Origin of the sequence: Acanthopleuribacter pedis, assembly GCF_017377855.1 — a bacterium.
In the GTDB taxonomy this organism is placed as follows: domain Bacteria; phylum Acidobacteriota; class Holophagae; order Acanthopleuribacterales; family Acanthopleuribacteraceae; genus Acanthopleuribacter; species Acanthopleuribacter pedis.
The window spans coordinates 100,355-124,799 of sequence record NZ_JAFREP010000008.1; the positions used below are offsets into that span (position 1 = coordinate 100,355).

19 protein-coding genes are annotated in these 24,445 nt (G+C 58.3%); 8 read left to right on the forward strand and 11 right to left on the reverse strand.

Features of this window, described 5'->3' with window-relative positions:
- Positions 1-79: 79 nt before the first annotated feature.
- Positions 80-2,389, reverse strand: a complete 2,310-nt coding sequence (locus J3U88_RS11100) for a PAS domain-containing sensor histidine kinase (RefSeq protein WP_207858822.1) — start codon at positions 2,387-2,389, stop codon at positions 80-82.
- Between the two features lie 510 nt (positions 2,390-2,899).
- Between J3U88_RS11100 and tadA the strand changes: the two genes are divergently transcribed.
- Both tadA and J3U88_RS11110 read left to right on the forward strand, forming a co-directional pair.
- Complete coding sequence (gene tadA / locus J3U88_RS11105; protein ID WP_207858823.1) at positions 2,900-3,400, forward strand: tRNA adenosine(34) deaminase TadA; 501 nt, start codon at positions 2,900-2,902, stop codon at positions 3,398-3,400.
- Positions 3,401-3,517: 117 nt separating this feature from the next.
- On the forward strand, positions 3,518-3,997 hold the full coding sequence (locus J3U88_RS11110) for a GNAT family N-acetyltransferase (protein WP_207858824.1): 480 nt from the start codon (positions 3,518-3,520) through the stop codon (positions 3,995-3,997).
- A 55-nt stretch (positions 3,998-4,052) separates the two neighbouring features.
- Here the strand turns inward: J3U88_RS11110 and J3U88_RS11115 are convergent, their stop codons facing one another.
- Entirely contained in the window at positions 4,053-5,450 is a 1,398-nt protein-coding gene (locus J3U88_RS11115; protein ID WP_207858825.1) for a leucyl aminopeptidase family protein, read from the reverse strand.
- A 412-nt stretch (positions 5,451-5,862) separates the two neighbouring features.
- Between J3U88_RS11115 and J3U88_RS11120 the strand changes: the two genes are divergently transcribed.
- Both J3U88_RS11120 and J3U88_RS11125 read left to right on the forward strand, forming a co-directional pair.
- Positions 5,863-6,024, forward strand: a complete 162-nt coding sequence (locus J3U88_RS11120; protein WP_207858826.1) for an Rdx family protein — start codon at positions 5,863-5,865, stop codon at positions 6,022-6,024.
- Positions 6,014-6,541: an NUDIX domain-containing protein gene (locus J3U88_RS11125; RefSeq protein ID WP_207858827.1), complete on the forward strand. Its 528-nt coding sequence runs from the start codon at positions 6,014-6,016 to the stop codon at positions 6,539-6,541. The genes J3U88_RS11120 and J3U88_RS11125 overlap by 11 nt, the downstream gene beginning before the upstream one ends.
- Here the strand turns inward: J3U88_RS11125 and J3U88_RS11130 are convergent.
- The 5 genes from J3U88_RS11130 to J3U88_RS11150 all read right to left on the reverse strand — a co-directional run bounded on the left by J3U88_RS11130 (position 6,538) and on the right by J3U88_RS11150 (position 12,294).
- On the reverse strand, positions 6,538-7,026 hold the full coding sequence (locus J3U88_RS11130) for a hypothetical protein (RefSeq protein ID WP_207858828.1): 489 nt from the start codon (positions 7,024-7,026) through the stop codon (positions 6,538-6,540). The genes J3U88_RS11125 and J3U88_RS11130 overlap by 4 nt on opposite strands.
- Before the next feature lie 323 nt (positions 7,027-7,349).
- Positions 7,350-7,709 carry a PilZ domain-containing protein gene (locus tag J3U88_RS11135; protein ID WP_207858829.1) on the reverse strand — a complete coding sequence of 120 codons (360 nt, stop codon included), beginning with the start codon at positions 7,707-7,709 and terminating at the stop codon, positions 7,350-7,352.
- A gap of 272 nt (positions 7,710-7,981) precedes the next feature.
- Positions 7,982-8,476, reverse strand: coding sequence for a ribonuclease E activity regulator RraA (gene rraA / locus J3U88_RS11140; protein WP_207858830.1), 495 nt, complete (start codon positions 8,474-8,476; stop codon positions 7,982-7,984).
- Between the two features lie 81 nt (positions 8,477-8,557).
- Entirely contained in the window at positions 8,558-10,573 is a 2,016-nt protein-coding gene (locus J3U88_RS11145; RefSeq protein WP_207858831.1) for a penicillin-binding transpeptidase domain-containing protein, read from the reverse strand.
- Complete coding sequence (locus tag J3U88_RS11150; protein WP_207858832.1) at positions 10,570-12,294, reverse strand: FtsW/RodA/SpoVE family cell cycle protein; 1,725 nt, start codon at positions 12,292-12,294, stop codon at positions 10,570-10,572. Before J3U88_RS11150 ends, J3U88_RS11145 begins: the two co-directional genes overlap by 4 nt.
- 439 nt (positions 12,295-12,733) lie before the next feature.
- Here J3U88_RS11150 and J3U88_RS11155 point away from each other — a divergent pair, with 439 nt between their 5' ends.
- Positions 12,734-12,964 carry a hypothetical protein gene (locus J3U88_RS11155; protein WP_207858833.1) on the forward strand — a complete coding sequence of 77 codons (231 nt, stop codon included), beginning with the start codon at positions 12,734-12,736 and terminating at the stop codon, positions 12,962-12,964.
- Positions 12,965-13,039: 75 nt separating this feature from the next.
- Here the strand turns inward: J3U88_RS11155 and J3U88_RS11160 are convergent, their stop codons facing one another.
- Both J3U88_RS11160 and J3U88_RS34970 read right to left on the reverse strand, forming a co-directional pair.
- On the reverse strand, positions 13,040-14,503 hold the full coding sequence (locus tag J3U88_RS11160; RefSeq protein WP_207858834.1) for a protein kinase domain-containing protein: 1,464 nt from the start codon (positions 14,501-14,503) through the stop codon (positions 13,040-13,042).
- A gap of 531 nt (positions 14,504-15,034) precedes the next feature.
- Positions 15,035-15,916 carry a LysM peptidoglycan-binding domain-containing protein gene (locus J3U88_RS34970; RefSeq protein ID WP_207858835.1) on the reverse strand — a complete coding sequence of 294 codons (882 nt, stop codon included), beginning with the start codon at positions 15,914-15,916 and terminating at the stop codon, positions 15,035-15,037.
- Positions 15,917-16,036: 120 nt separating this feature from the next.
- Here J3U88_RS34970 and J3U88_RS11170 point away from each other — a divergent pair, with 120 nt between their 5' ends.
- Positions 16,037-16,741, forward strand: a complete 705-nt coding sequence (locus J3U88_RS11170; RefSeq protein WP_207858836.1) for a hypothetical protein — start codon at positions 16,037-16,039, stop codon at positions 16,739-16,741.
- A gap of 46 nt (positions 16,742-16,787) precedes the next feature.
- Here the strand turns inward: J3U88_RS11170 and J3U88_RS11175 are convergent, their stop codons facing one another.
- Both J3U88_RS11175 and J3U88_RS11180 read right to left on the reverse strand, forming a co-directional pair.
- Positions 16,788-18,887 carry a PP2C family protein-serine/threonine phosphatase gene (locus tag J3U88_RS11175; RefSeq protein WP_207858837.1) on the reverse strand — a complete coding sequence of 700 codons (2,100 nt, stop codon included), beginning with the start codon at positions 18,885-18,887 and terminating at the stop codon, positions 16,788-16,790.
- Between the two features lie 458 nt (positions 18,888-19,345).
- Positions 19,346-20,365: a serine/threonine protein kinase gene (locus J3U88_RS11180; RefSeq protein ID WP_207858838.1), complete on the reverse strand. Its 1,020-nt coding sequence runs from the start codon at positions 20,363-20,365 to the stop codon at positions 19,346-19,348.
- Positions 20,366-20,760: 395 nt separating this feature from the next.
- On the opposite strand from J3U88_RS11180, the gene rpmB reads away from it, so the two are divergent.
- Both rpmB and J3U88_RS11190 read left to right on the forward strand, forming a co-directional pair.
- A complete protein-coding gene (gene rpmB, locus J3U88_RS35300; RefSeq protein WP_207858839.1) occupies positions 20,761-20,958 on the forward strand; it encodes a 50S ribosomal protein L28 in 198 nt (65 codons plus the stop codon).
- A gap of 1,753 nt (positions 20,959-22,711) precedes the next feature.
- Positions 22,712-24,355 carry a PfaD family polyunsaturated fatty acid/polyketide biosynthesis protein gene (locus J3U88_RS11190; RefSeq protein ID WP_423842045.1) on the forward strand — a complete coding sequence of 548 codons (1,644 nt, stop codon included), beginning with the start codon at positions 22,712-22,714 and terminating at the stop codon, positions 24,353-24,355.
- Positions 24,356-24,445: the final 90 nt, after the last annotated feature.

The following is a 24,445-nucleotide window of genomic DNA, read 5'->3' on the forward strand; positions in this document are numbered from 1 at the left end:
TTGTGCCGTCTCTCGGTCGTAATCTTCGTACTCACAAGGGTTTCGGCTTCTCGCGACGAATCCTTGTAAGCAATGCGGGCTAGTTGGGGATTTGGATCAGGAAGGTGGTGCCCACGTCGGGTTTGGAGGAAACCTCAATGCCGCCTTTAATCAGGTCGAGGTACCCTTTGGCCGTGGCCAGCCCGAGACCGAGGTGGCCGTTGTTACCGCGATCCGTCGGGCTTTGGTAAAAGGGCTCGAATAACTTGGACAACTCGCTGACATCCAAGCCGGGGCCGCTGTCCTGGAAGGTCATCGCCAGGCCCTGTTCCGTGAGCGTTGCCCGCACGCGGACCTTGCCGCGGCCGGAGAAACGGACCGCGTTGTCGAGCAGGTGGCACGACAGACTCTCCAGCAGGTGGATGTCCACGCTGATTTGCGCCTCGCGCGAGGTCACGTCGTTCACCCATTCGCACTGGGCCGAGGTTTCGCCGGTACGTTCCTTCAGGCGGGAGAACAGTTCGTCGACCATCACCCGTACGTTGCACAACTCGGGTAGCGCCAGAATTTTGCCGCCTTTGATTTGCAGGAATTCAATCGCCGTTTCCAGCATGCCCAGCGTGAAATTGATCTGCTCTTCGACGATTTTGACGTCTTGTTTCTGTTCGTCGCTGAGCACGTTTTCCAAATCGCGGCGCAGCAGGCCCGCGTAACCCATGATGACGTGGATCGGGATTTTGAGGCGTTTGGCCAGCGTTTCGGCAAAACCGCGTTGGTCACGGGTTTCGCGGATCAGGGTGGCCAGGTCCGTTTGGAGTTGCAGATTGGTTTTGCGGAAGTACTGCAGTGAGTCTTGCAACGCGGGTGTGTCCACCGGGGCAAGGTTCTCTGTGTCGCCGAAACGCGGCGTGAGGAATGCCAGAAAACCCGCTTTATCGTCGTCGTCGAAGTGGTAGGTCGCCGTGTGGAGGAAAAACGACAAGGCGCTCCCGTCCTTGGCGCGCAACTCAATTTCTTGGTTGGCCACGTGGTTGCCGCGTAGGAAGCGGCGAATGTACTTGTTGAATTTGAGCCGTTGTTCCTCGCGCATGAACAACTCGTTGATAAAGGAAACCCGTCGCAAATTGCGGTTGGAGTAACCCATTTTTTCGAGGAGGAAACGGTTCACCAGTGCCACCGATCCGTCGGCCCGGAAGCCGAGCACGCCGAGCGGGGCCACGTCGAGCGTGTGTTTGAGGTTCTGGTGCATGCGGTCCAGGCCTTTTTTGAGGCGGGCCTGATCCTCGCGGTCGATGATTTCGATAAACAACACCGGCCCTTGATCGTCGCCGAAGTCCACAATCGAAAGGTCGGCCGGGAAAATCTCCTCCGTGGCGCTTTTGCATTGGGTGCGCACGATGTGGAAGTGGTTGCGGTTCAGCGAGGTAGAGATCTGGTCGAACACCTCGATCCACTCCTCCGGGGGGAAAAGGTCGCGCAGGCTGAGCTCGGGGCGCTGACGTTTCAGGAAACGCAGGCGTTTGGTGAAGGCGTTGTTCCAGTCGATTAAGGCCAGCGAGGTGGGTTCCACCAGAACCACCGGATGGTCGTAGGCTTGCAGCAACAGATCGCAGCGTTGGCGCAACACCTTGGCCTTGAGTTGGGCGTCCATCACGCTTTTTTCCAGCAGCTTGACGAAGTCGTCCGATCGTTGCGCCGCCTCTTTTTCAGCCGTGATATCTACCATCACGCCGACGATGAAGCGTCGCCCACCCGGTACATCCACCCGATAGCAGGATTCCAGCGCCGTTTTCACCGTGCCGTCCGCCGAGTTAAAGGCAAACTCGTGGTGGTCGAAGAACCCGTCTCGTTCCAGGTGGTCCAGCATTACGCGGCGCTCCCGGCTTTCCACGTACAAATCGTGTTCAATGTCCAGTTCCAGCAAGGCTTCCACCGACTGATAACCCAGCATTTCTACCAGGGCCTCGTTGCACTGGATGAAGCGGCCTTCCAGCGAGGAAATGTACATCCCGTCGCGGGCGTTAAAAAAAATGGTTTCGTAGGGTTCGATGAGGCTGTGGTTTTTGGCTACCTTGCCGGACACCTTTTCGGTGAGGACCACAATCGACTGATCAAACCAGGTGAGCAGCTTGGGGAGATCTTCCGTGTCGCCCGCGTCCAGCATGCGCGCCACAATCGCGTTTTTGAGACGCTGGAGTTGGAAGATGATGTCGGCTGGTGTATCATCCGTGTTTTCAATCATCCAGAGCATTTGTTGGTCGATGGGGGTTTCGTTGGAGAGGTAGTCGGCAAGCGCCTCGTAAATAATGAGCCAGGGTTTCGGGACCCCGCATAAGTCGCTGTTGGCAAATCCTTCAATCGCTTCGGCAATCCACTTTTTCACGTTATGCATACTGAGCGTTGCCACCATGGTCATGCCTCGTTCATTGTCGCGCGCCGTACCAGGGAACGGCCGCGGATCGTCTGTCGCGCGCAACCACCTGCCGACTGAGAAACAGGCGATGGGTTTTCTGATATTCCATAACGAGGGACGGCCCTCCACCCAGGTATGTCGAAAAAAGACCCGTGAAGGTTTGCGGTAATTGTTTAAAAGCGTTCATGAGACCGTCCGATTGCCTTTCATTCTATGCCTGGCCGAGGTCGATTTCAATGGTGGCAATGTAAAAGAACGGATAACCGGACGACTTGGGAACGCTAAGTCGAGGACTGATTGTTAACATGAATATTTGATGGTGTTTAGCTGGTTTGTGTAGCTGCCGTCACCCTGTCTTTTTTTCGAGGGAGCCGCCCTTTTCGCGGCTTGACCGCGGCGGCGGTCAAGGACACCCTTTTTCGTGTCGTGGATCGGGTATAATCGCGCACACGGCGCACCCCGGGGGCCTGCCGCTCACAGGGGGCGCCGTCTTTTGAGGAGCACACCATGGATCACCAGGACTACATGCGGGCCGCTTTCCGTTTGGCCGCGGATGCCGCCGCGGTTGACGAGGTGCCGGTCGGCGCGTTGTGCGTCCGGGACGGGGTGCGGTTGGGCGAAGGTTTTAACCAAAACATCAGCTGCCGGGATCCCTCGGCCCACGCCGAGATTTTGGCCCTGCGCGACGCCTGCGCCTACATTGACAACTACCGCCTGCTCGATACCACCCTGTATGTCACCCTGGAACCCTGTCTGATGTGTTTTACCGCTTGTGTCCACGCCCGTGTGAAACGCATTGTGTTCGGCGCCTACGATCCCAAGCAGGGTTTTACCCACATCCTTGGGGAATCCCAACGCGCCTCGCTCAACCATCAAATCGAGGTCGTCCCCGGCGTCTTGGAAGCCGAGGCACAGGAACAAATTCGCGCCTTTTTTCGCGAGAAGCGCGCGCGTGGGAAACGGAAGTGGATGAGAAAGGCCGGCCTTGAACCGCCGACCGAAAGCTAGCGATACGGGTGGACGGCAGGGTGTGCGTTGTAACGCAACCGAAGACGCACCTGCACCGCCGTGAATCGTCCCATGTGGGTTCCCTAAAAAACGAGACACATTCGCAAGGAGCAGCAGATGCCCGAAATGAAATTACGTATGGCCGCGCCCGAAGACGCCGCGGTGATTCTCGACCTTGTCAAACAATTGGCCGAATACGAAAAAGCGTTGCATGAGGTGGTTTGCACCGAGGCCGACATCCTGCGTGACGGATTTGGCGCGCGCCCGATTTGGGAATGTGTGCTGGCCGAATTAGACGGGGTTCCCGTCGGCATGGCGCTGTTTTTTCCGACTTGGTCGACCTGGACCGGACACGCGCGCCTCTACCTGGAAGACCTCTTTGTGACCCCGGCCGCGCGCGGTCGCGGCGTCGGCATGGCGCTGTTCCGAAAATTGGCCGAAATCGCCTTGGCGCGCCAATACGCGTGCATCGATTGGCAGGTGTTGGACTGGAACGAACCCGCGATTGAGTTTTACAAAAATTTGGGCGCTGAGTTTCGCCGCGAATGGTTTAACTACCGTTTGCAAGGCGATGCGCTTAAGGAACTCGCCGGCTAAACCCGGCTAGCCGGGCACAAAAAAGCGCGGCGGGAATGCCACCGCGCTTGGTCCCTTAGTCGCGGTAGCGTTTTTCCAGGAAGCGGAACACCGCGCGTAAGGCCGAGGCTTCACCGCCCTTGGGCGAGCCTGGCTGGGCGTCGTTGCGCCAGGCGAAAACATCGAAATGAATCCAATTGGCGAAGGGTTTGACAAATTCGTGAAGGTATAAAGCGGCCGTGATCGCGCCGCCCAGCGGGCCGGTCGCGCAATTGCTGATGTCGGCGATGGTGCTGTTCAGCATTTTGCGATACGGACGCCACAGCGGCATGCGCCACACCGGGTCGGCCACCTCGTCGGCGGCGTCTTCCAAGGCCCGGGCCAGCTCGGTTTCTTGGGTCCAGAAGCCCGGCAGATCTTGGCCCAGCGCCACGCGGGCGGCACCGGTCAGGGTCGCCATGTTGATCAGCAGGTCCGGTGATTCGGTCAGGGCCTCGGCTAAAGCGTCGCACATGACGATCCGGCCCTCGGCGTCGGTATTGTGGATTTCAACCGAAATCCCTTTTCGGGTTTGGATCACGTCGCCGGGTCGGTAGGCCTCGGGACCCGCCGCGTTTTCGACCGCGGGAATTAACAGGCGCAAACGGACCGGCAGCTTTTCCGCCATGATCAGTTTGGCAAGGGCCAGGGTGATCGCACCGCCGCCCATGTCTTTTTTCATCCAGCGCATACTGGTGGCGCCTTTGAGGTCCAGGCCGCCCGCGTCAAAAACCACGCCTTTACCGACCAAGGAGAGCTTGGGGTGATCGGGGTTGCCCCAGCGTAAATCGATGAGGGTCGGTGGGCGGTGGCTGCCCTTGCCGACCGCGTAAATCGCGGGATAGTTGGCTTCCAGCAGTTCCTTGCCGCGGGTGAGTTGGACCTCGGCCCCGAATTCCTCCGCGATTTCCATCGCTTGGCCGGCCAGTTCGGCGGGTCCCATGTCCTCGGCCGGGGTGTTCACCAGGTCGCGCGCCAAAAAGACCGCCTCCAACTGGTTCTTGAGCGCGGCGCGGTTGACCGTTTCCGGTACATAAATTGCCGCTTTGGGTTTGGCTTCTTTGCTGAGGTAGCGGCCGAAACGGTAACTCGCCAAACCCCAGCCGAGGTAGAACTGAAGTTGCTCCTGTGCTTCCATGTCCTTGTCGTCGAGGTGCAGCGCCGGCGTTGGGGAACAACCCGCCCCCGCTTTGGCGCCGAGCAAAACCCAGCCGCGCGGATCTTCCGGCCAACCTTGGGTTCCCAGCAACACTTTTTCGACGGCGCCGTCTCGGTTGGGAATGATGAGGGTTTGTCCGAAGGAGGCTTCGAACCGGTTATGCGCCATAAAGTTTTGGAGAAAGGGGTCGCTGCCTTCTACCAGCGCTTCGTAGTCGTTTTTGTCCACCAACTGAAGGGGAACTGTTTGGTTTGGGTCGTCTCTAAAGCAATCCATCGAAACCTCCTGCGTTGTAACTGAAAAGTGTATTGCCTATTCTGTCCCAACCTACGGTGTTGGTGCGGATTATTTTTCAAGCGCGGTGGGGCCGGTACCGGGATAGGTTGTCGGCACCCCGGCGTCGTTCTGTATCCAGGACGAATCGCTGTGTCGGCGGCCGATGTGTGGTTGTCAAAGGGCGCTTTCTTACGAAAATTCACCTGGCAGATGGGGATTTTCGGATTGTGCGTAAGTTTTGTTGATTCCTTGTTTCGTGTCGGGGTGCGATTGCTAGAATAGACGGGCACCGCTCGCTTCGGTTGCGTCAGAAGGCTGCCGATCGAGCGGGATTTTGATACCGGAGGTTTTTATGAAGAAATTGTTCATCAAATACTGCGGCATGTGAAACTACAAACCGAAAGCAACCAGTTTGGTTGCCTATTTGGAATCCCTGGATTCCTTTGAGACCGAGCTCGAAGTAGGTTCCGCCGGTGTGTTCGATGTGTACGTCGACGGCCGCTTGATTTTTTCCAAACACAAGGAGAACCGCTTTCCCGAACATGATGAAATCCGCCAAACCCTTGGAATTTAGAGAACCACGTGTCGCCGATAGGGTGGAACCCCTGTGTCGTGGTGTCGGACCATTCCGGCCCAACGCCGCCGCATTGATTGTCCGCCGTATCGACGGCCGTATTGAAACCCTGATGGGAGAACGCCTGGGGATGCCGGGTGTGTTGCACTGGCCGCAAGGCGGCATTGAAGAAGGCGAAACCCCGGAAGAAGCCTTGCAGCGCGAGGTGGCCGAGGAAATCGGCGTGGCCGGTGTCGATCTGTTGTACCGGTTTCCCTTTGGGTTGCGCTACCGTTTCCCTGAGAGCATGGGCGAAAAGTTTTATCCGCGCGTCGGCCAAGAGCAGACCTATTTTATTGTGACCTTGCGCGACGGGGATCCACCTTGCCTGGAACGGGTTGCCGAACCGGAGTTCCGTTACGTAGCATGGTTGCCCTTAAGCGATGCGGCCGAGGCGGCCGTTTGGTTCAAACGACCGCTCTACGAAACCGTGATTGACCACGCGTTGTCGGTGTTGCCGGACCTGTTGTCGCGCTAAAAATTGGCGCGAAGTTTTTCGATTTGTTTGTCTAGCCAGGCCTCGAGTTCGGCCACTTTCTTTTGGAAGGATTCCCAACTAAAGTCGCCGTTTTGGAATTGTTTCTCCAGCTTGTCGTATTTCTTTTGGGCGGCGTGGCGCAGGTCGGCGAGTTTCTCTTTGGCCTTGGCGGAGAGGTCGTCCATGTCTTGACCTTCAAAGGCTTCGTCCATGGTTTTCTGTAATTTTTGCCATTGTGCTTGGGCGCGGTCACCAAACTTTTCCCATTCAATTTTGGCGAGTTTTTTAGAGATATCGGTATTTTTAAGGTAATCGACCGCGTTCCAATCGCGGGTGTCGACCCAGGTTTTGTCGAAGCCCCAATCGTCTTTTTGAACGATGTGGAAGCCGGAGTCGGTTTGAATCACTTGGTAAGCCAGCAAAAAAACGGCGGTGCCGACCAACAAAGTCATCAGGACGGCAAGGCGCACGGCAAGTTTAATCATGATGTCTCCCGGAAGAAATTGAATCGATACGCGGCGGCGCAAAAAGAGGGCGCCCTCCGACGATGAACCAAAGATCCTTCAGCTTACATCAAGGATGGGTTGGTGAGGGGCTGGACCAGCCCGCATTTCTCACAAGGAATTCTGCTACGAAGCCGAAAGCCATGCGATTACGAGGGGGCGGCCTTCCGCATTACTCGGTCGAGCCGCCTTCGCCGTAGCGTTACTACGCCGAATGGTCGGACCCCTGTGCCGTCTCTCGGTCGTAATCTTCGTACTCACAAGGCTTTCAGCTTCTCGCTACGAATCCTTGTGAGAAATGCGGGCTAGAATTTGGCGTGATCAAATCCTAGTTCTTCGATGACGTGGCGGATCGCTTCCAGTTGCTCCTTCGTGCAGTCGAGCAGTTTGAAGCCGGTGTCGTAGATCTCCTCGGTTGGGCCTTGGCGGCTCCAAATACTCTGGGCCTCAAACGAAAAACTTTCGCCGTATTCGCCGGAGCCGGGCAAGGTGACCTTTAATCGGAATACCTCACCGATTTCAATCGATTGGTTGCTCATCAACATGATGCCGCCCTCGGATATGTCGACGATGTAACCTAGCTGCTGTTTGCTGTCGAGGTCCAGGACACCGAGGTAAAAAATTAGGTGGCGACGCTCTAAAATTCGACGATTGCTGGCGATCATGCTTGCTGCTCCTACTCAAAAACAACCCTCAATGGGGGTAATCCCTGCCGATGGCTCCCTCGATGGGGAACCGGGTTTGGGATGTTGGCCGGCGGGAGGTGTGTTGACGGGGGCGAGGAAACCATGAGTGCGACCAGGTAGCAGGTCGCCCTTCAGCCCATCCATCCATCTGATTCGGAAAAGTTTGGTCACGAGGTGGGACCTGTTTGATCCTGGGTAAAAACCCCTTTGGCAAGCGAATGGAAGCGGTGTTGGTCCGACGTTGGTGTGAGTTAAGCGGATGGTTGCGGGTGTTCCAGGGCTTGGGGTGAAACGAGGATGCCGTTGTTGTCGGCATACACAAAATCACCGGGTTTAAAGGATACGCCGGCAAAGGTGACGGTTAGGTTGCGTTCGCCAATGCCTTTTTTGAGGGTTTTGCGGGGATGGGCCGCCAATGCCTGGAGGCCGATATCGATTTGGGCGATCTCGTCTACATCGCGGATACATCCGTAAACGATGATCCCCTGCCAAAGGTTCTCGGCCGCAAGCGCCGCCAAGCGGTCGCCGACCAAGGCGCGTCGTTTGGAGCCGCCGCCGTCGACCACCAAGACCTTGCCTTCTCCCGGCTCACCCAAAACCTCGCGTACCAACGAATTGTCCTCGTGGCATTTGATGGTTTCGATGCAACCGCCGAAGCTGTTACGGCGACCAAAGCCGCGAAACACGGGGTCGGCAACCGCAACTAGGTCGTCAAAGGCATCGCAGAGGTCGGGCGTACAAATCATGGTGCAAGCTCCGAGGTTGGTGGGTGAAAAAGAACGTCCCACCATTATGCGGGGTTCTCGGGCCGGCGCCAACCCCTGAAATCAAAAATCTGGCGAGGATTCGGCGGCGACTTGCTCGGTTTCCCCCGCCAGGCTGTGCGGTTCTTGGTTGAGGCTGTTCAATCCGCCCGCCAGCGCTTCCATCCCAATCGGCAAGGCGTACAAGCTGCCGTAACCCGCGTATTCCACCACCACGGCCACCGCCACCTTGGGATTGTCGGCGGGCGCGTAGCCGATAAACCACGAATGCGGCGGCTTGCCTTTTTGGCCGTGTTGGGCCGTGCCGGTTTTGCCCGCGCTGGGGATCAGCACGAACTCGGCCGCTTTGCTTCCCCGCTTGGCGCTACTGTAGATCGGTTGGCCGTCAACGGTGCCGCGGTAGATTTGCGGACCGTAAAACCCGGTGCCGCGTTCCATATTCATGGTGCCGCGACAGGCCTGGCGCAAATAGCGGGCGGTGGTGCTGTCCAACACACGACGCGTTTCGCCGTATTGCAGTTGGGAAAAGGCGGCGGGGTTGTGGGTTTCGGTGACCAAGGTGCCGCGGCGACGGCCTTTGATCAGGCGCGGGTCCACGAACACACCGTCGTTGGCGACGGTGGCGATCAGGGTCGCCATATGCAGCGGGTGGCTTTTAATTTGGTTCTGGCCCAGCGAGAATTGGGCGACAAGGCGGTGGTCGCCGCGTTTGTCAAAACGCACCTGTTGTTGGCCGCGATAGGCGCTCGAAGTCGCGGTGATCCAAGGTTTTGCGTCCTTAACGCCGAGCGTCAAGTCGCAGGCGCTGTTAAAGCCGAGACGCCCGGCCATGTCGGCCGTGTGGTGGCCCAACAAAACGCCTTTTTCGGCGAAGTAGGTGTTGGAAGAAACCGCGAAGGCCGTGCGCATGTCAATCGGTTTTTTGCGGACTTTGTTGCGGTTGTTGCGAATCTTGAGGTAGGTACGTTTCTCCTGGACCCTCTTAAAGGGTTGGGTCAGCGCCTCCTGTTCCAACATCGCCGCCGCCACAACCGTTTTGTAGGTGGAGCCGGGGAAGTGCAATTCGTCCCAGGCGCGGTTGAGCAGGGGTTTGTGTTTGCGGTCGCGCACCAGCGCGTCGTAATTGCCGCGCACCGTTTCGCCGTGGGGCGCGTTGCTGCTCACCGAGGCGAGCAGGTGACCCGATTCGATGTCCATCAAAACCACCGCCCCTTTTAGCCGCCCTTTCTTTTCAAAGTCAAACATGTCGTAGAGCTTGGCCGAGAGTTCGCTGTCGACCGTGAGCTGAAGATCGTCACCGCGTCGGTCACGGCCGCGCAGTCCGGCCAAATCGTGCAAACCGCGGTGGGGTTTGGGGGCCAGGGCTTTTTCCATTTTCTGTTCGATGCCGGAGCGGTAGGGCAGGCCGACCACGTGGAACACGCCCTCGTGAAGGCCGCTCCGTTCGCGACGGCCTTTGTCCCAGCCGACAATGAGCTGGTTGTGGCGGTCGTAGACGGCGCCGCGCGGCAGGACGCGGGTCACCGAGAATACGTTGGTTTCGCGGAAGTAAAATTCGTCCGCCGAGATGCGCCCCGCTTGGTTGATCAGGCGATGGGTGTTGTTGGCCGCCATCAGGAAATGGCGCCCGAAAGTGGTTTTTAGCATGCGCTGGTGGTAGGCCTCGCCGTTTAATACCAGTTGGCCGTCTTGCTCGGAAAGCAACCGTTTTTTGACCAGGGGTTGCCAGGTGCCGGGCAGGGTTTTGAGCGTCACCCCTTGAAGCGCACCCGCCGCCGACGCTTGTTCAAAGGCCGCCACCTGTTGACCTAATTTGAATGCGCTCCGGGTGTAGCGGTAAAATGCGTCCCAATCGGCCTTGACGCCGTTGTGGCCGTTGTCCACCAGCAGCCCTTGTTCGACAAAGGTCTCGAAGTTGCGTTGGTGGGCGAAGTCTTCGATGTAGTTTTGCGAAAAGGGATCGAGCACGCTGTTGCGGAAGGCGCCCGCCAGCAGGAGCAGGGTCACGCCGGTCATGGAAAAAAGCGGGATCAGCCAATGGTAACCGCTTAATTCGCCGCGTTCTTCGTGTGGATTCATGCGTGACCTCCCGGTTTCACCGCCGAGCCGGCGCGGAACGCGCGCCCGCCCAAGACCATTTCATCGTCGCGCACGCTGGGTTCGAATTCGGGTTCGACCCGCGTGGGGTTGGCGGCGGCAATCGGCATCGGAATGCTTTTGACTTGGCCGGTTTCGGTGATTTGTGCCGGTCGGGTATGGCGTGCGACCAGGCCCAGCATTAGGGCCAACACGCCCAGGTTAACCACCAGGCTGGAGCCACCCGCGGAAACAAAGGGCAGGGTTAAGCCGGACAACGGCAGCATGTTGAGGTTGCCCGCCACGATGACAACTTGCTGAACAAAAAGCACCATCACCACGCCCATCATAAAGGTGGCGTCGCGGCTGTGGCCTTTGACCAGGAAACGTGCCAGTTGGATGCCGCGAATGCTGAAGGCCCAAAACACGGTGAGCACCACCGCCGCGCCGATCCAGCCTTTTTCGGCGAGGATCGCCGTGAAGATGTAATCGGATTCGATGACCGGCACCTTGTAGGCGCGGCTCATGCCCAGCGCTGTGCCCCACAGGTCACCGGAGGCTTGGGTCCAGAGGGCATAGGTCATTTGGCTGGAGTACTGGAGCGGATCGACGAAGTCCATGATGCGGTGGTAAACCATCGAGGGTTGTTTGAACCAAAAGGCGAGGCCGATCACCGTGCCGATGGCAAGCAGGGCCGTGGCCAGCAGGTCGATGCGGCCGCTGACCGAAACAAACATCCACAGGCACACGATGACCAGCACCATGATCGGGCCCAAATCTTTTTGCAGCAGGAGCACGAGGAAGAGGGAGAGGCACATCACGCCCAGGGAGATGAGGGAGGAGAGGCGCCTGCTTTTTTGGAAGGTATAGGCTTTTTTTTCGAGGAAGGCGGCGACCACGTAGACGAAGAGGATTTTGGAGATCTCGATGGGTTGGATGGTGAGTGGGCCGACCCGGTACCAGAGTTTGCGACCGCCGGAGAGCGCGGTGCCGAAGAAAAAGGTGCCGCCGATGAGGGCGATGGTAATGATGAGCAGGATGTAGGGATAGCGGTCGGCGAAGTTCATCAGGCGTTCGCGCACCGCGGGAGAGATGATGATGCCGAAGGCGACCGCGCCGATCAGGAAAAAAACCGCTTGGTTCCAGCCGATCATGGCGGTTTTGGTGCGGTCGGGACCCAACCGCACCAAAATCAGGATGCCGGTGAAGATGAGGTGACAGACCAAGGGCAGCAAGACCTCGTCCACATCGGCCCAGCGTTTTTTGACGCCGTAAAGCACGAGCGTGGCGATGCCGCACATCAGCCAAACGGCGAACAGATACCCGCGGAAGCCGGTGATCATGGGGATGACGAGGTGCTGGTAGGGATCAAAGTTCGCGGTGCCGTAGAGGTAGGGATCGCGAATTTCAAAACCCATCGGTACCATGACGCAGAGCCAGAGGCCGAACAAAACCCAAGTCGCGGCGAGGTAGCGGCGTTCGAAGATTTCGGGGGCGGTCGGGCCGGCACGCACGATGCGTTTCACCAGGATAAGGACCAAAATGATTTCAAGCGTTTGCAAAACGGCACGCAATAGGAATGGGCGGTTTTCCGCCGATAAAACCAGCAAGGTGAATAAAGCGATTTGCCAAAGTAAATAAAGCGCGATACCGGTGAGCAAGGTTTTGAACCACAGCGACTTGCGCTGTGAGACGTAGGCAAGGGCCTGCTCAAGACGATTCACGAAGAACTCCCTCTCCACGGATAGCTTTTCAAAGGGCGCGGTCGGATCCCGCGCGGCACGGTGAGAGAGGGCGCCACCCCAAAAACCTTTCACGCTAGGTTTTTTTGGTGAGGCACGCCTCGGGTTTTGGTCTCTTGGTCATTTTTCAAATAGCGACCTGAATGGGTGGTGAAGCGGTTTGGATTGTAATCATGCAGGGTGGAAAATGGGCTGGAAAAAGTATGGCAACAAGCCATCCTTTGAACCTAAGAGGCGCGATAAGAGCCAGGGATTTTGGCTAAAGATCTGGAGCGAAATGGCTTGAAAAAAACGGAGGCGCACCCACTGGGTGCGGTGAGTATTTTTTCAGGCCGTTGCAGCACAGAGGTTTAGCTAAAATCCCCGCGAGTTATCGCGCTTCTTAGGTTGAATGAGACGCTCAAGATTCATGGAGGCCCTAATGCCCGTTCAAGATAATAAGCGACAAAAAGTTATCATGACGCTGACCTCTGGAGATGTTGCCAACGCGAACAAGCTTCAACGCTGGTCTTCATCTCGCAGCAAGGCTGCGGCAGTTAGCAAGGCTTTAAGTCTTTCGACGGCAATTATTGATGAGATTGACGCCGGTAAGGACTTGTATGTCCGAAATAAAAATGGTGATTTTGAGAGATTGATCATCACAAAAAGATGAGCATGTCCAACCCTGATCTGTCCGATCATTCCCTGGAATTAAAGGAGGTTGGTAGAACCGGGCTTTATTTTTGCTTCACATCATGGTGCGGATGAGGCAGCAGATGCGGTAGGGGTTTGCGTTGCCGCGGAATTCGTTTTTCTCGGCGACGCCGCGTGAGTTTTCGACCAAGGTGTAGCGCAGGTCAGTGTGGTCGGCCGGGTGGTTGGTCCAGATTTGCGTCAAGGCGCCGCCTGGCAGTGTGAGGGCGCGCGCCTGTTGGGGGGACGGTAGGTGCAGGTTGAAGAAGCCGGCCAGGAACATGGCTTGGTCCCAGGTAATGGCACCCGCGAGGCGTTCGTCGTCGGGGAAAGGGGCGCGCGGGACCAGCGGGGCTTCCGGCCAGGCCGGGTCTTGGTGTGAGAGCGCGTGGACGATGGATTCCGGGACGAAGCCGAACTGAATGGCCAGGTCCGGTTGGTCGATCCAGGTGAGCACCGGCGCGCCCGAAATCACCGCGTTGGAGGGCGCCGCGTTTTCGAAGTTGGCCGCGCGAATCTGTTGGATGTTGACCTTCATCGAACTGTAGGTTTCGTGGATCTCGGTGATGCGTGAGGTAGGCTGGGACGGGGTTTGTCGGACCGGGGTCGAACGCGCCGGTTTGGCCACCTTGGTGAGGATGTCGTGTAATTCGGCGAAGGAGCCGATGCCGGTGGCAAAGGTCGGGTAAGGCGGGGTTGGGAACAGGAAGGGATCCAGCGCGTGGGTCAAGGTGGGCACGCCTTCGCGCAACCAGTTCCGCGATTTTTGCGCGTTGGGTTCGATGCCTTTGACCCAGCCCATCAGGCAAATGCACAGGGCGTAGACGTCCTGTAAATCGTTGCGCAGGAATTGGCCGCGCACCGGTTTGCGCAGGTTCTGGATGTCGGGGTGTAGGTAACCGGGTTTGCCGCAACCGAGCAGTTGCACAATGGGTTTGTCGACATGGTGGACCAGGCCGAAGTCGCCGAGCTTGAGCCGGTGCTCCGCGGTGAGGAACAAATTGTCGAGGGCGATGTCGCGGTGGTAGAGACCGTCTTCCTGGAGGGCGCTGAGCAATTCGATGACCGGCAGCATGCGGGTGACTTTTTCGCGCCAGTCCAAGTTGCTGTGCAGGTTCTCCTGCAGGGTGCCGTTGGGGATGAACTCCATGACGAAGGCGACAAAACTGCTGTGGAGTTCGAGGGGGGTGACCGCGGCTTCGAAATCGCGGAAGGCCCAGAGCACCGAAGCCTCCTGTTCCAAGAGGCGTTGCCAGGATTTGTGACTGAGATTGTTGAACTTAGCCTCGGGATTGGCGAGGAGCTGGGCGCTGGCGGCGGACAACAGATACTTGAGCACGGCCGGTTTTCGCGACAAGGTCCACAAGATTTTGAGCGTGCGACCACAGCCACCCTCGCCGAGTTTGCCCAGGATTTTGTGGTGGAATCCCGGCCAGATTTGCTGGACTTCCTGGGTCAATTCCTCGAGATGGGCCGCGTTCTGGCTGTCGCGAACATCGGTGATATCGGTGTGGGCCATAAGGGTGACTCGCTTGTGGGTGACGGGTTGGGTGTTTGCCCGGTCGGGAGACAGCGGGCGCCGGCAAGGCCGGGTCCCCATCATGCAGCAAAAATGATGCGCGTTTACCTAAATAAGGTCGTCCATTTGCGGCGGGATGTTGATTTTTCGGACTTTTCCGCCGCAAAACCTGCTGATGAGTATGTGGCGGCGACGGCCTTTCGGTGGCGTATTGGCGAAAGAACATCGGTTTTGGCTTGGTCGCAGGCTAGCACAAACGAGAAAGGACCGGGAAAAACTTTCCCGGCCCCGTTAAAAAGGGATCGTGGCGGCTGCTTTGAGCGGGCTTGCCCGCATTTCTCACGAGGGATTCGTCGCGAGAAGCAGAAAGCCTTGTGAGTACGAAGGTTAGGAGCGAGAGAAGGCGCAGGGGTCCGACCTTTCGGCGTAGCAGCGCTACGGTGAAGGCGGCTCGACCGAGTAAGCGAAGTAATCGCATGGCTTTCGGCTTCGTAGCAGAATTCCTTGTGAGTAATGCGGGCTAGCCCGCTACTATAGGATGCGCAGGGGCAGGCCCACTTTGATCGAGGTCGACTTCAAGCCGTTGAGCTCTTGCAGCGAGGCCACGTCGGTTTCGTACTTGCGCGCGATGACGTGGAGTGAATCGCCGCGGCGGACCGTATGAACCTTGAAGGAGCGTGAAGGCAGCATAATGGTTTTGCCGACGCGGGGGATGAAGCGGCCGCCGTTGTGCATGAAAATCTCCCGTTCTTCCACATCGTATTTCGCGCTTAAATTGCGAATGGTTTCGCCCGGTCGAATCCGGTGGGGTTTCCAGAGGGCGCTCGCCTTGGTGTTTGGTGTGAAGGCCGGGGTTGCGACGGGTTCGCTTTGCGCCGTTTGGTTCGTGGACGCCGCTTGTGCCGCGGCGGTTTCAAGCTCGGGTTCGCGCGGTGGATCGGCTTCAACCACCGTCGCGGGCAAATCGCCGAGCGGTGGCAGGGCGGTATTTAACGCGGGTTCGGTCGCGGGCGGGTTGGGCGCGGGCATGGCCAGAAAGGCGATGATGCCGCAAAACAAAAAACCCAGCAGGAAACTGGCGGCATGGCTCAAAAACCATGCGTTCTTAAACGCGCCCGGTGCTTCACTTATTCTGAATCGGCTCATAACGGCAGAAAGGCCGCCGCCGCGACGGCGCGCCTTGGCGGGTTCCGCGGTCGGTTCCGTGACCGGCGCCGGCGCGATGGGTTGAAGCGGTTCGATTACCAGGGGTTCCGATGGGGGTTCATCCAAAGGCACCCGTTTCAACGGGCGTTCCCAGGCGTCTTCCTCGGCTGCCGGTTCGGCGCCGGTTTGTGCGTGCGGTCGTTTCTGTTTGCGTTCTCCGGCGCCTTCATAAAAAAATGGTTCGGTCGAGAATTCAGGATGCGACACGGCAACACCTCCTGCGCCGATAGGGAAGCACTTGTGCCATTTCTTACAGCCGGCTTTGCACTGGACGTGCCATGTTTCGTGCGAGAATACTGCGCAGCATCAAACGTGTTGGGAGACAGGATGGACGACGCGACAGCCAAACAATCCGTTGCCCCGGACCCGCGCCGCATACAACGCCGTGCTTGGCTGTGGTGCCTGCTGTGGTGGCTGTTTTCCGTTTTTGGTTTCTTCCAACTCCAGCACCATTTCCTCATTTACTGGGATCACCGCGAACCGCTGGCCCTCAGTTTGGACGCCTACCTCGATTTCCAGCCCCGCGACCGCCTGCTCGAACTTTCCCATTGCAGCATCAACTACACAGAGGCTTGGCGGGCCGATGGTGACGCGGACGAGCCGCCCTTGCTGTTGGTTCCCTTGCGGCGCGACCACGACTTTACCGGTGCGGCGCGGATTGTGATGCTGGAGCGCGGGCAAGGCGAAAAGTTGGCGCTGGTGAAGCAGCTTGAAATGATTGAAGAAGCGCCGGCGCGCGAGGCTTTCCTCAAAAAGCATTACAACGCTTTGTTTCGCGAGGAAACCGTGTCCGGTTGGTTAACCCCGGCAAGCGAGGTACCGCGCGGGTTACGCGCCGCCTTTGAAGCGGCGGAAGGGGAAATCGATGCCCATTTTGTGTTGCTCGAACGGGATTGGAATCCCGGATTGCGGCCCTTCCGGTTGTGGCTGATTTTTGCCCTGGTGACCTTTGGAATTGGTTTGGGTCAATTGGCCTTAGGCAAGGCGCTTGTGCGTCGCGTGGAAGCCAAAGCCGCGACCGGTGTCGATTAGGCGGCTCGGAGCTGGGATTGGCGGAACCCGGTTTGGAAGCGCGGGGTTACTTGCGCTCGGGCAGGCCTGACACGACCAAGGTCAAGTCGTCGTTTTGTTCGCCGGACGAAAGGAAGTTCAGCACGTCCTCAAGAATCGCGTCTTTTAATTGGTAGGCGTCGAGGGCGGCGTTGTTGCTAAGCACTTCTTTGAGCCGTTCGATGCCGTACATCTCGTTGTGGAAGGTCATTTCGTCCAAGCCGTCGGTGTACAAAATGATTTTGTCGTCGGCTTCCATTTCGAGCTCTTCCACCTTAATAATGCGGCCGAAGACCTGGTTTTTGGCGATGCCGATGGCCATGCCCGGCGGGGCCAGTTCGTGGACAGTGCCGTCGCTTTTGACGTGGTACGCCGGGCAGTGGCCCGCGCGGGCCAAACGGCCGCGTCCCGTGACCGGGTCAACCAGCAGGTACGCACCCGAAATAAACACATTTGATTTGAGCGCGCGAAACAAAATTTCGTTCATCTTGAGCATCAGCTCGTGGGGATCGTTCCACAGGTGGTTTAGCGCCAGCAGCACGCCTTTGAGTTCCGCCATGTAAAAGGCGGCCGAGGTGCCTTTGCCGGAAACGTCGGCGATAAACATGCCGACCTCGCCGCTTTCCACGTCCAAAATCTCGTAGTAATCGCCGCCGACCTCGCGCGCGGGAATACAGGTTGCAGCGATGTTGCCCACCCATTTGAGCGCGGCCACGTCGGTGAGCAGGCTCATCTGAATGTCGCGGGCAATGCGCAGTTCTTCCTTAAACTTTTGCTGCTCCAGCACCTGCTGGACCAAGGACTGAATGTTGTCGACCATGCTGTTGAAAGAGCGCCCCATCGAGCCGATCTGGTCCTTGCCCAGGTAGGGCAGGCGGTAGTTGAGTTGGCTTTGGCCGACGCGCTCGTGGCCGGTGGCGATGATGTTCAGTGAGCGCGTGATGTAGGAAACCAGCGAGATGCCGTAAATGATGGCGATGAACTCACCCAGCAGCAGGAATAAGGCCACGCCGATGATGATTTTGAGCACGTGCTCCTTTTCTTCCGAGTGGAAGATGTTGAGCGCGCCGCCGCGGTTGGTGATGTCGGAGAGCAGCGAGGGTTCGATATCAAAACGCATTTTGCCGTAGTGGTCGTAATAACCCGTTTCCCAATCCAAAACCTGAATGTCCCAGGCTGAGGAGAAGATACGCAGTAACAAACGCAGGTACCACTTGCCGTCGGAACGGTCCGAGCTAATCGTTCCCGCGATGCTAACCAATGAGATACGCGCGTTTTCGGCCTCGCGTAATTTGTTCAAAAAACCTTTGTTGGTCGGCAAGGAGGCCACCACTAGGTAGCTGCCGTTGTCTTCCATGTCGACCTTGCTAATGTGGGCCAGGTAGAGGTTGCCGTCGCGGCTGATGATGTCGGTGAAGCGGTGGCGCATCCAGTTGGGGTAGATGCGTTCAAATTCCGGGGTGTCCTCCGAAAGGAAACCGGCGGGAATCGAGGGATTGCTTTCGGCAAGGATCGGCAGCATTTGGCGCGGCGCGCTTGGGAACTTGGGGGTGAGGTAGTAGACGTCGACAAAACACTCGCCGCTCCCCGAAAACCGAGGCAACTCTTTTTTGCGGACTTCATTGATGAACTGCGCGATTTCTTCCTCGTCCATCTGCGACTCGGAGGTGAACTTGAGTTCGTTTTGGATGCGGGTCACGTATTCTTCCAGCTCGTTTGCGAACTGGTCGAAGGTTTTTTCGACCGATTTCACGCTGTACAGACCGAAACCGGTACGGACCATTTCGCTGAAGATCATGGTGGTGGTGATGATCGGAATAATCGCAAAAACCAGGTACGACAAAAACAGTTTGCGGTTGAGGTAATACCTGGCCCATTGCCGCAGGCCCAAGAAGAAAAAGACATTGAACAGCAGCCCCGAGACCACCAAAAAGAACAGCCGCGGCAGGGCGTGGTAGGCCACTTCCGGGGCCTGGCCCTGGGTTTTGTTGGCCGCGTAAACCAGCTCGTGAAGCGGCTCCACCGAGAACAGCGTCTGCAGGGTCAAATACCCAAACAGCACCGCCAAGACGGGGCTCACATAACCCTTCCAGGAATGGTTTTTAAAAAGCTCTGGCAAAAAGTTCATGCTGGAGTGTCTTTTCCATAGGTTCGGTTGCGGGGCGAATTGACACGGAAGGGGGAAGGGCTGGGCAGCACATCGCTTAATCTACCCTGTTTCGGGATCAGAAGAAAGCGAGGGTTTGGGGCGGAATTGCGCGGGCCGCTCTTGGCGGGGGAGCGGCGGTGATCCGTCTTGAACCCGCCCGACCCAATCTGAATGCGCCGGCTCGATTCGCGTGCCCTGTGCGGGAACACCTTGGTCGACAGCACGAAGCGGGCCAACTTGACGGGGCAAGCGGCTCCCGTGGTGGAACGGATGGGTCGATCCTGCAAAATGGTCCAAGGCGCGACATCCTACTAGACGTTTCACGTCCTAAAAAGTGATCAAGGAAACCTAAAAAAACGGAAAATTTGTGAAGGTGTTGTCAATATCGCCGGGTGAGTTGGTGAAAAGTGCCGTTAAATGGCGAAAGGTTGCGTGCGTTAACGCAGGTCCACGTTGCAGTGGGGGCAATGGTTGGAGCGGCGTTGGACTGGACGACTACAATTCCAGCAAAAGAGGTCGGACAATTCGCGCGAGGTGACTTCCTTGAAGCGGCGCGACAGTTTGACCGGTTCGACTTGTTCTTCAACGAGTTGTGAGAGGTGTTGGGAGCCCGTGGCGGGGGGGGCGGTTTGGGGCGCGGTTTCTGAGAACTTCATGGTGTGCAAGGTGACCTTGCGCAGCGCGGCTTGGAGCGCGCGCGCATCGGCGAAACGCGAGCCCATCATGCGGTGCATGGCTTTGCAAATCAGTTGGGAAAGTTCGAGCGGGACCTCGGGGTTCCAGCGGTGGGGCGGAACCATGGCACCCTCGCGGGCGATTTTGGCGAGGCGCACGGGGTCGCGGTCGAAGTAGGGCAGGCGGCCGGTGAGGCATTCGTACATCAAGACGCCGAATGAGTAGATGTCGGATTGGAAGGTGGCCTTGCCTTGAAAGTGTTCGGGTGCCATGTAGGGCGGTGAGCCGATGCGGGTGGAGGCGAAGTGTTGGCTTACCAGGAATCGGCTGGTGCCGAGGTCGGCCAGTTTCACTTGGTTGTCGGAGGAAATCAGGATGTTGGCCGGGCGGATATCGCGGTGGAGCACGTTTTTGCCGTGGGCGTAGGCGATGGCGTCGATGATGCGTTCGAACCAGTGGAGGGCGAGATCGAGGGCGAGCCGTTTGTGTTGCCGTAGATACTGTTCGAGAGAAATGCCGTCGACGTACTCCATGACGATAAAGAAGACATCGTTAATTTGTTCGGCGGTAATGACGGAAACGATGTTGGGGTGGTTGAGTTCGGCCAACATGCGTGGTTCTTGGAGCAGTTTTTCGACGTTTTCGCCCTGTTTATGGGGAACCTTGATGGCGACCCGTTTACCGATCCAAATGTCCTTGGCCAGGTAGACGCTACCGAACCCGCCGGAGCCGATGGTGTCTTGTATTTCGTATTTGCCAATCCGCTGGTTTTTAAAAAACATGGGGGTCGACTTCCTGGGGCGAAGGATGGGGATCGATGAGCCGGATGAGGGGCAGAGGTCGTTGGGCTGTTTCCCGCTGGGCGTTTTGCGCGGCTCGGTGTCGGGCAAAGGCCGTGAGGACGGGGGTTTTCCCCTGTTTGACGGCTTGTGGATGTGTGGGCGCTCGTCCAATATAGCATAAGCGTGTCGGCGCGTTTGCATCATCAAAAGCCCGCGGCGGTGAACCGTTGCCGGTGAGTCTCGCGCGAGGGGGTTGGTTTGGTTGGGGGTACGGCAAGCCGTTATTTTAATGAACTATTCATTGTTTTCTTGTGGATAATTTGCTAGCATCAGCGTTCTGCGCCGGTTTTCGGCCTCACGAATAAACCGTGAACTGATGTAATGGAGCAATTACCATGGCTAAGAGTTGTTCAGTTTGCAGCAAAGGCTATCAAAAAGGGCACAAGATTTCCCACGCACACAACGTGTCCTTGAAGCGCTGGTACCCCAACCTTCAGCGCGTTCGTGTGCAACAGCCTAACGGCGGTACCAAGCGCCAGTGGGTTTGCACGAGCTGCATTCAGAAAGGCATGATCACCAAGCGTTCTGCTTGATTTCAGCCGACACCGAATCAAAAAAAGCGGTCGTCCCTCGGGGCGGACCGCTTTTTTTATTTGGAGCTCCATTAATAATGTAGGGACGGTTCGGCTGGATATGAATCGGGTGAATCGCTCTGGGTACCTGGGTGGTGATCCGGTGGGCCTCCTGCGCACACGCATTGGCGTGGGCGTGCACCAGCGAGGGTCGCATAATCGGATCGTTGGTTGATGAATGTTTCCGGCGCGCCTCCTGCGCATACGCATTGGCATGTGGGTGCACCAACGGGGGCCGCATAACCGGACCGGTGGTTGATGGATCGTACCGGGGCGCCTCTTGCGCACACGCGCGGGCGTGTGCGTGCCCCAACGGTGGCCGCCCAATCGGATCGGTGGTTGATGGATCGTACCGGCGCGCCCCAACGGGGGCCGCACAACCCGATCTGTGGACCATGCTTTGATTGAATGCCGGGCGAAGCCCGGTCACTTTGGACGCACCCTAAAAGGGTGCAATATATTAGCCCAGGGTACGACCATTGAAAATGGTCGTACCCTGGGTGCCTGGGGTTCACGAAGGGTAAAACGCTGAAGGCGTTGACCCCGCGAGGCGTTGTGGGTTGTAATCCGGGTCGAGGCGTTGTGGGATGTAATCCGGGTCGAGGCGGTGTGGGTTGTAATCCGGGTCGAGGTGTTTTTTTGGTTGTTGGGCCGGCGCCTTCAGCGGCCTGCACGACGGGAACCCCCGGGGACCCTGGGTAAACGGTTGCCCCGCAACCATTTACCCAGGGCTGAAATCTCATGACGCCTTCAGCGTAACCAATCGTTGTTCGGCTCTGCCTCACGTTCAAACTAAGGGTGGTCCCTGCATGGCGGTGTGCGTACCCACGTTGGGGTACGCGGGATCACCACCCAACCAAGCATGGGTTGGTGGGGATCAATGCCCGGCCAAGCATGGGTTGGTGGGGATCACCACCCAACCAAACATGGGTTGGTGGGGGTCAACGCCCAGCCAAGCATGGGTCGGTGGGGATCATCGCCCAGCCAAGCATGGGTTGGTGGGGGTCAACGCCCACCCAAGCATGGGTCGGTGGGGATCATCGCCCAGCCAAACATGGGATGGTGGGGATCAACGCCCAGCCAAGCATGGGTTGGTGGGGGTCAACGCCCACCCAATCATGGATTGACATCGATCAATACCCAATCAATCATGGGTCGAGAAGGATCATCGCCCAGCCAATCGTGGGTCGGTGCGGATCAAGGTCCCGCCAATGATGGGTTGGGACGGGCCGGCGCCCCGTCAAGCCCGACAGCACCCAAACCCCCTTCAACCATCCTACTTGGAAAGTACTGTTGCCTGCACCCTCGGGTGGTGGAATACCGGACCCTGGCGAAAGGAAAATGACGCATGCGTCGGTTTTGCGTCCGGCCGTACATTCTTGACCGAATAGGGTTCGGTGTTGTGACACAACCCTTCCGAACCACCCCGCGCGTAAGAACTTGCCGGGAAAATCCGCTTTTTCGCCGTGAACAATGGGCCGAGGCGCTTGTCCCCCAAGGCCTAACCTGCTTGACGTCGCTATCAAAATCGGTGAACATAGCGGGTTTTAAGCCGAACCTTGGGCCGCGGTTTTTCCGAGGCCTTTTTAAGACTTCGCGCTCCTGCCGCATGTTATTCGGTGACGCTATTGAATTTGTCACCGACGGGCCGCCCCCAAGGGCTTCCCGCTGAATGAGTCAGGCACCCGCCTGCACCTACCTGGAGAACCCTTTTATGACCCAGCATCCTTTTTCGCCTTTGGGTTTGTGGTGTGCCGAGCAACACCCACCCGCATTTGATCCCGAGGCGGTCACCGCCGCGCTGCAACAAATCCGGCAGCCGCTCCACATTTTAAGAGACCCGCACAGCGGTGTCGTTGGTGTCGGTCTGGAAGGCCAAGCCGTGCGCGGCGACAGCGATGTTGCCGGTTGGCCGCACTTGGCGACCTTGCCCGCGCTGTTCCCCGAATGGTTGGGGGATCGGAGCTTTCAAGAAGTACACGGCGTGCGTTTTCCCTACGTGGGCGGCGCGATGGCCAACGGCATTGCCACCGCGCGGATGGTGGTCGAACTGGGTCGGGCCGGGATGTTGGCGTTTTTCGGGGCTGCCGGTTTGGATCCCGAACGCATTGAACCGGCCCTGGACGAAATTGAAGCCGCGCTGAACCCCATCGGCGCAAGCTGGGGCAGTAATCTGATTCACTCACCCAATGAACCCGACCTGGAACGCAAGGTCGTTGAATTGTACTTGCGCCGCGGTGTGCATCGTGTGTCGGCCTCGGCCTACATGAAGCTGACGCCTTTTGTGGTGCGTTACGCCGCCACGGGCCTCTACCGCGACGCCGAGGGCCGCATCCAGCGCACCAACCTGCTGTTCGCCAAAATTTCCCGACCCGAGGTGGCCCGTCACTTCCTGTCGCCGGCCCCCGCGGAGATGCTGGACCAACTGGTGCGCGAGGGGTTGATCACCGCCGAGGAAGCCGAACTGGCGCGCCAGGTGCCCGTGGCCGAGGACATCATTGTGGAATCCGACTCCGGCGGGCACACCGATAACCGTCCGCTGGCCTCGCTGTTCCCCAGCATCGCCGCCGTACGCGACCAATGTCAGGCCGAGTTTGGCTATGCGCGCCGCATTCGTTTGGGCGCCGCCGGGGGGTTGGGGACGCCGACCGCCGTGGCCGCCGCCTTCGCTCTTGGCGCCGCCTTCGTGCTGACCGGTTCCGTCAACCAGGGCGCGGTCGAGTCCGGCTTGGCCGAGGACGGCCGTAAGATGCTGGCCCAGGCCGGCTTGGCCGATGTCATGATGGCGCCCGCCGCCGATATGTTCGAACTCGGCGTCGAGGTGCAGGTCCTGCGTCGCGGCACCATGTTCGGGGTGCGCGCCAAAAAGCTGTACCACATTTACAGCAGCTATCCTTCCCTTGAAGCCATTCCCACCGCCGAACGGGGGCCGTTGGAGAAACAATATTTCCGGGCCACGCTGGAAGAAGCTTGGGAGAGCACGCGCCGTTTCTGGCAAGACCGCGATCCCCGCGAGGTACAGCGTGCCGAGGCCAACCCCAAACACAAAATGGCGCTGACCTTCCGTGCTTACCTTGGTTTGAGCAGCCGGTGGGCCATTGCCGGCGACGCCTCGCGCCTGATGGACTACCAAATTTGGTGTGGCCCCGCGATGGGTGCCTTTAACGACTGGGTACGCGGCTCCTTTTTGGAAGCACCGGAAGCCCGCGGCGTGGTGCAAATCGCGCTCAACCTGCTGGAAGGCGCCGCGGTCGTCACCCGCGCCCACCAACTGCGTACCTACGGCGTGCCTGTCGCCGACGCGGCATTCCACTTTACACCCCGACCCTTACACGCCGCGGCGGCGACCCATGCCTAATCGCCCCAGCTTTTTAGCGGCCCCGGACACCCCTGCTGTGTCCCAACAAATTGCCCGATTTTCGGTTGTGTAACCGAACCCAAGGAGCTT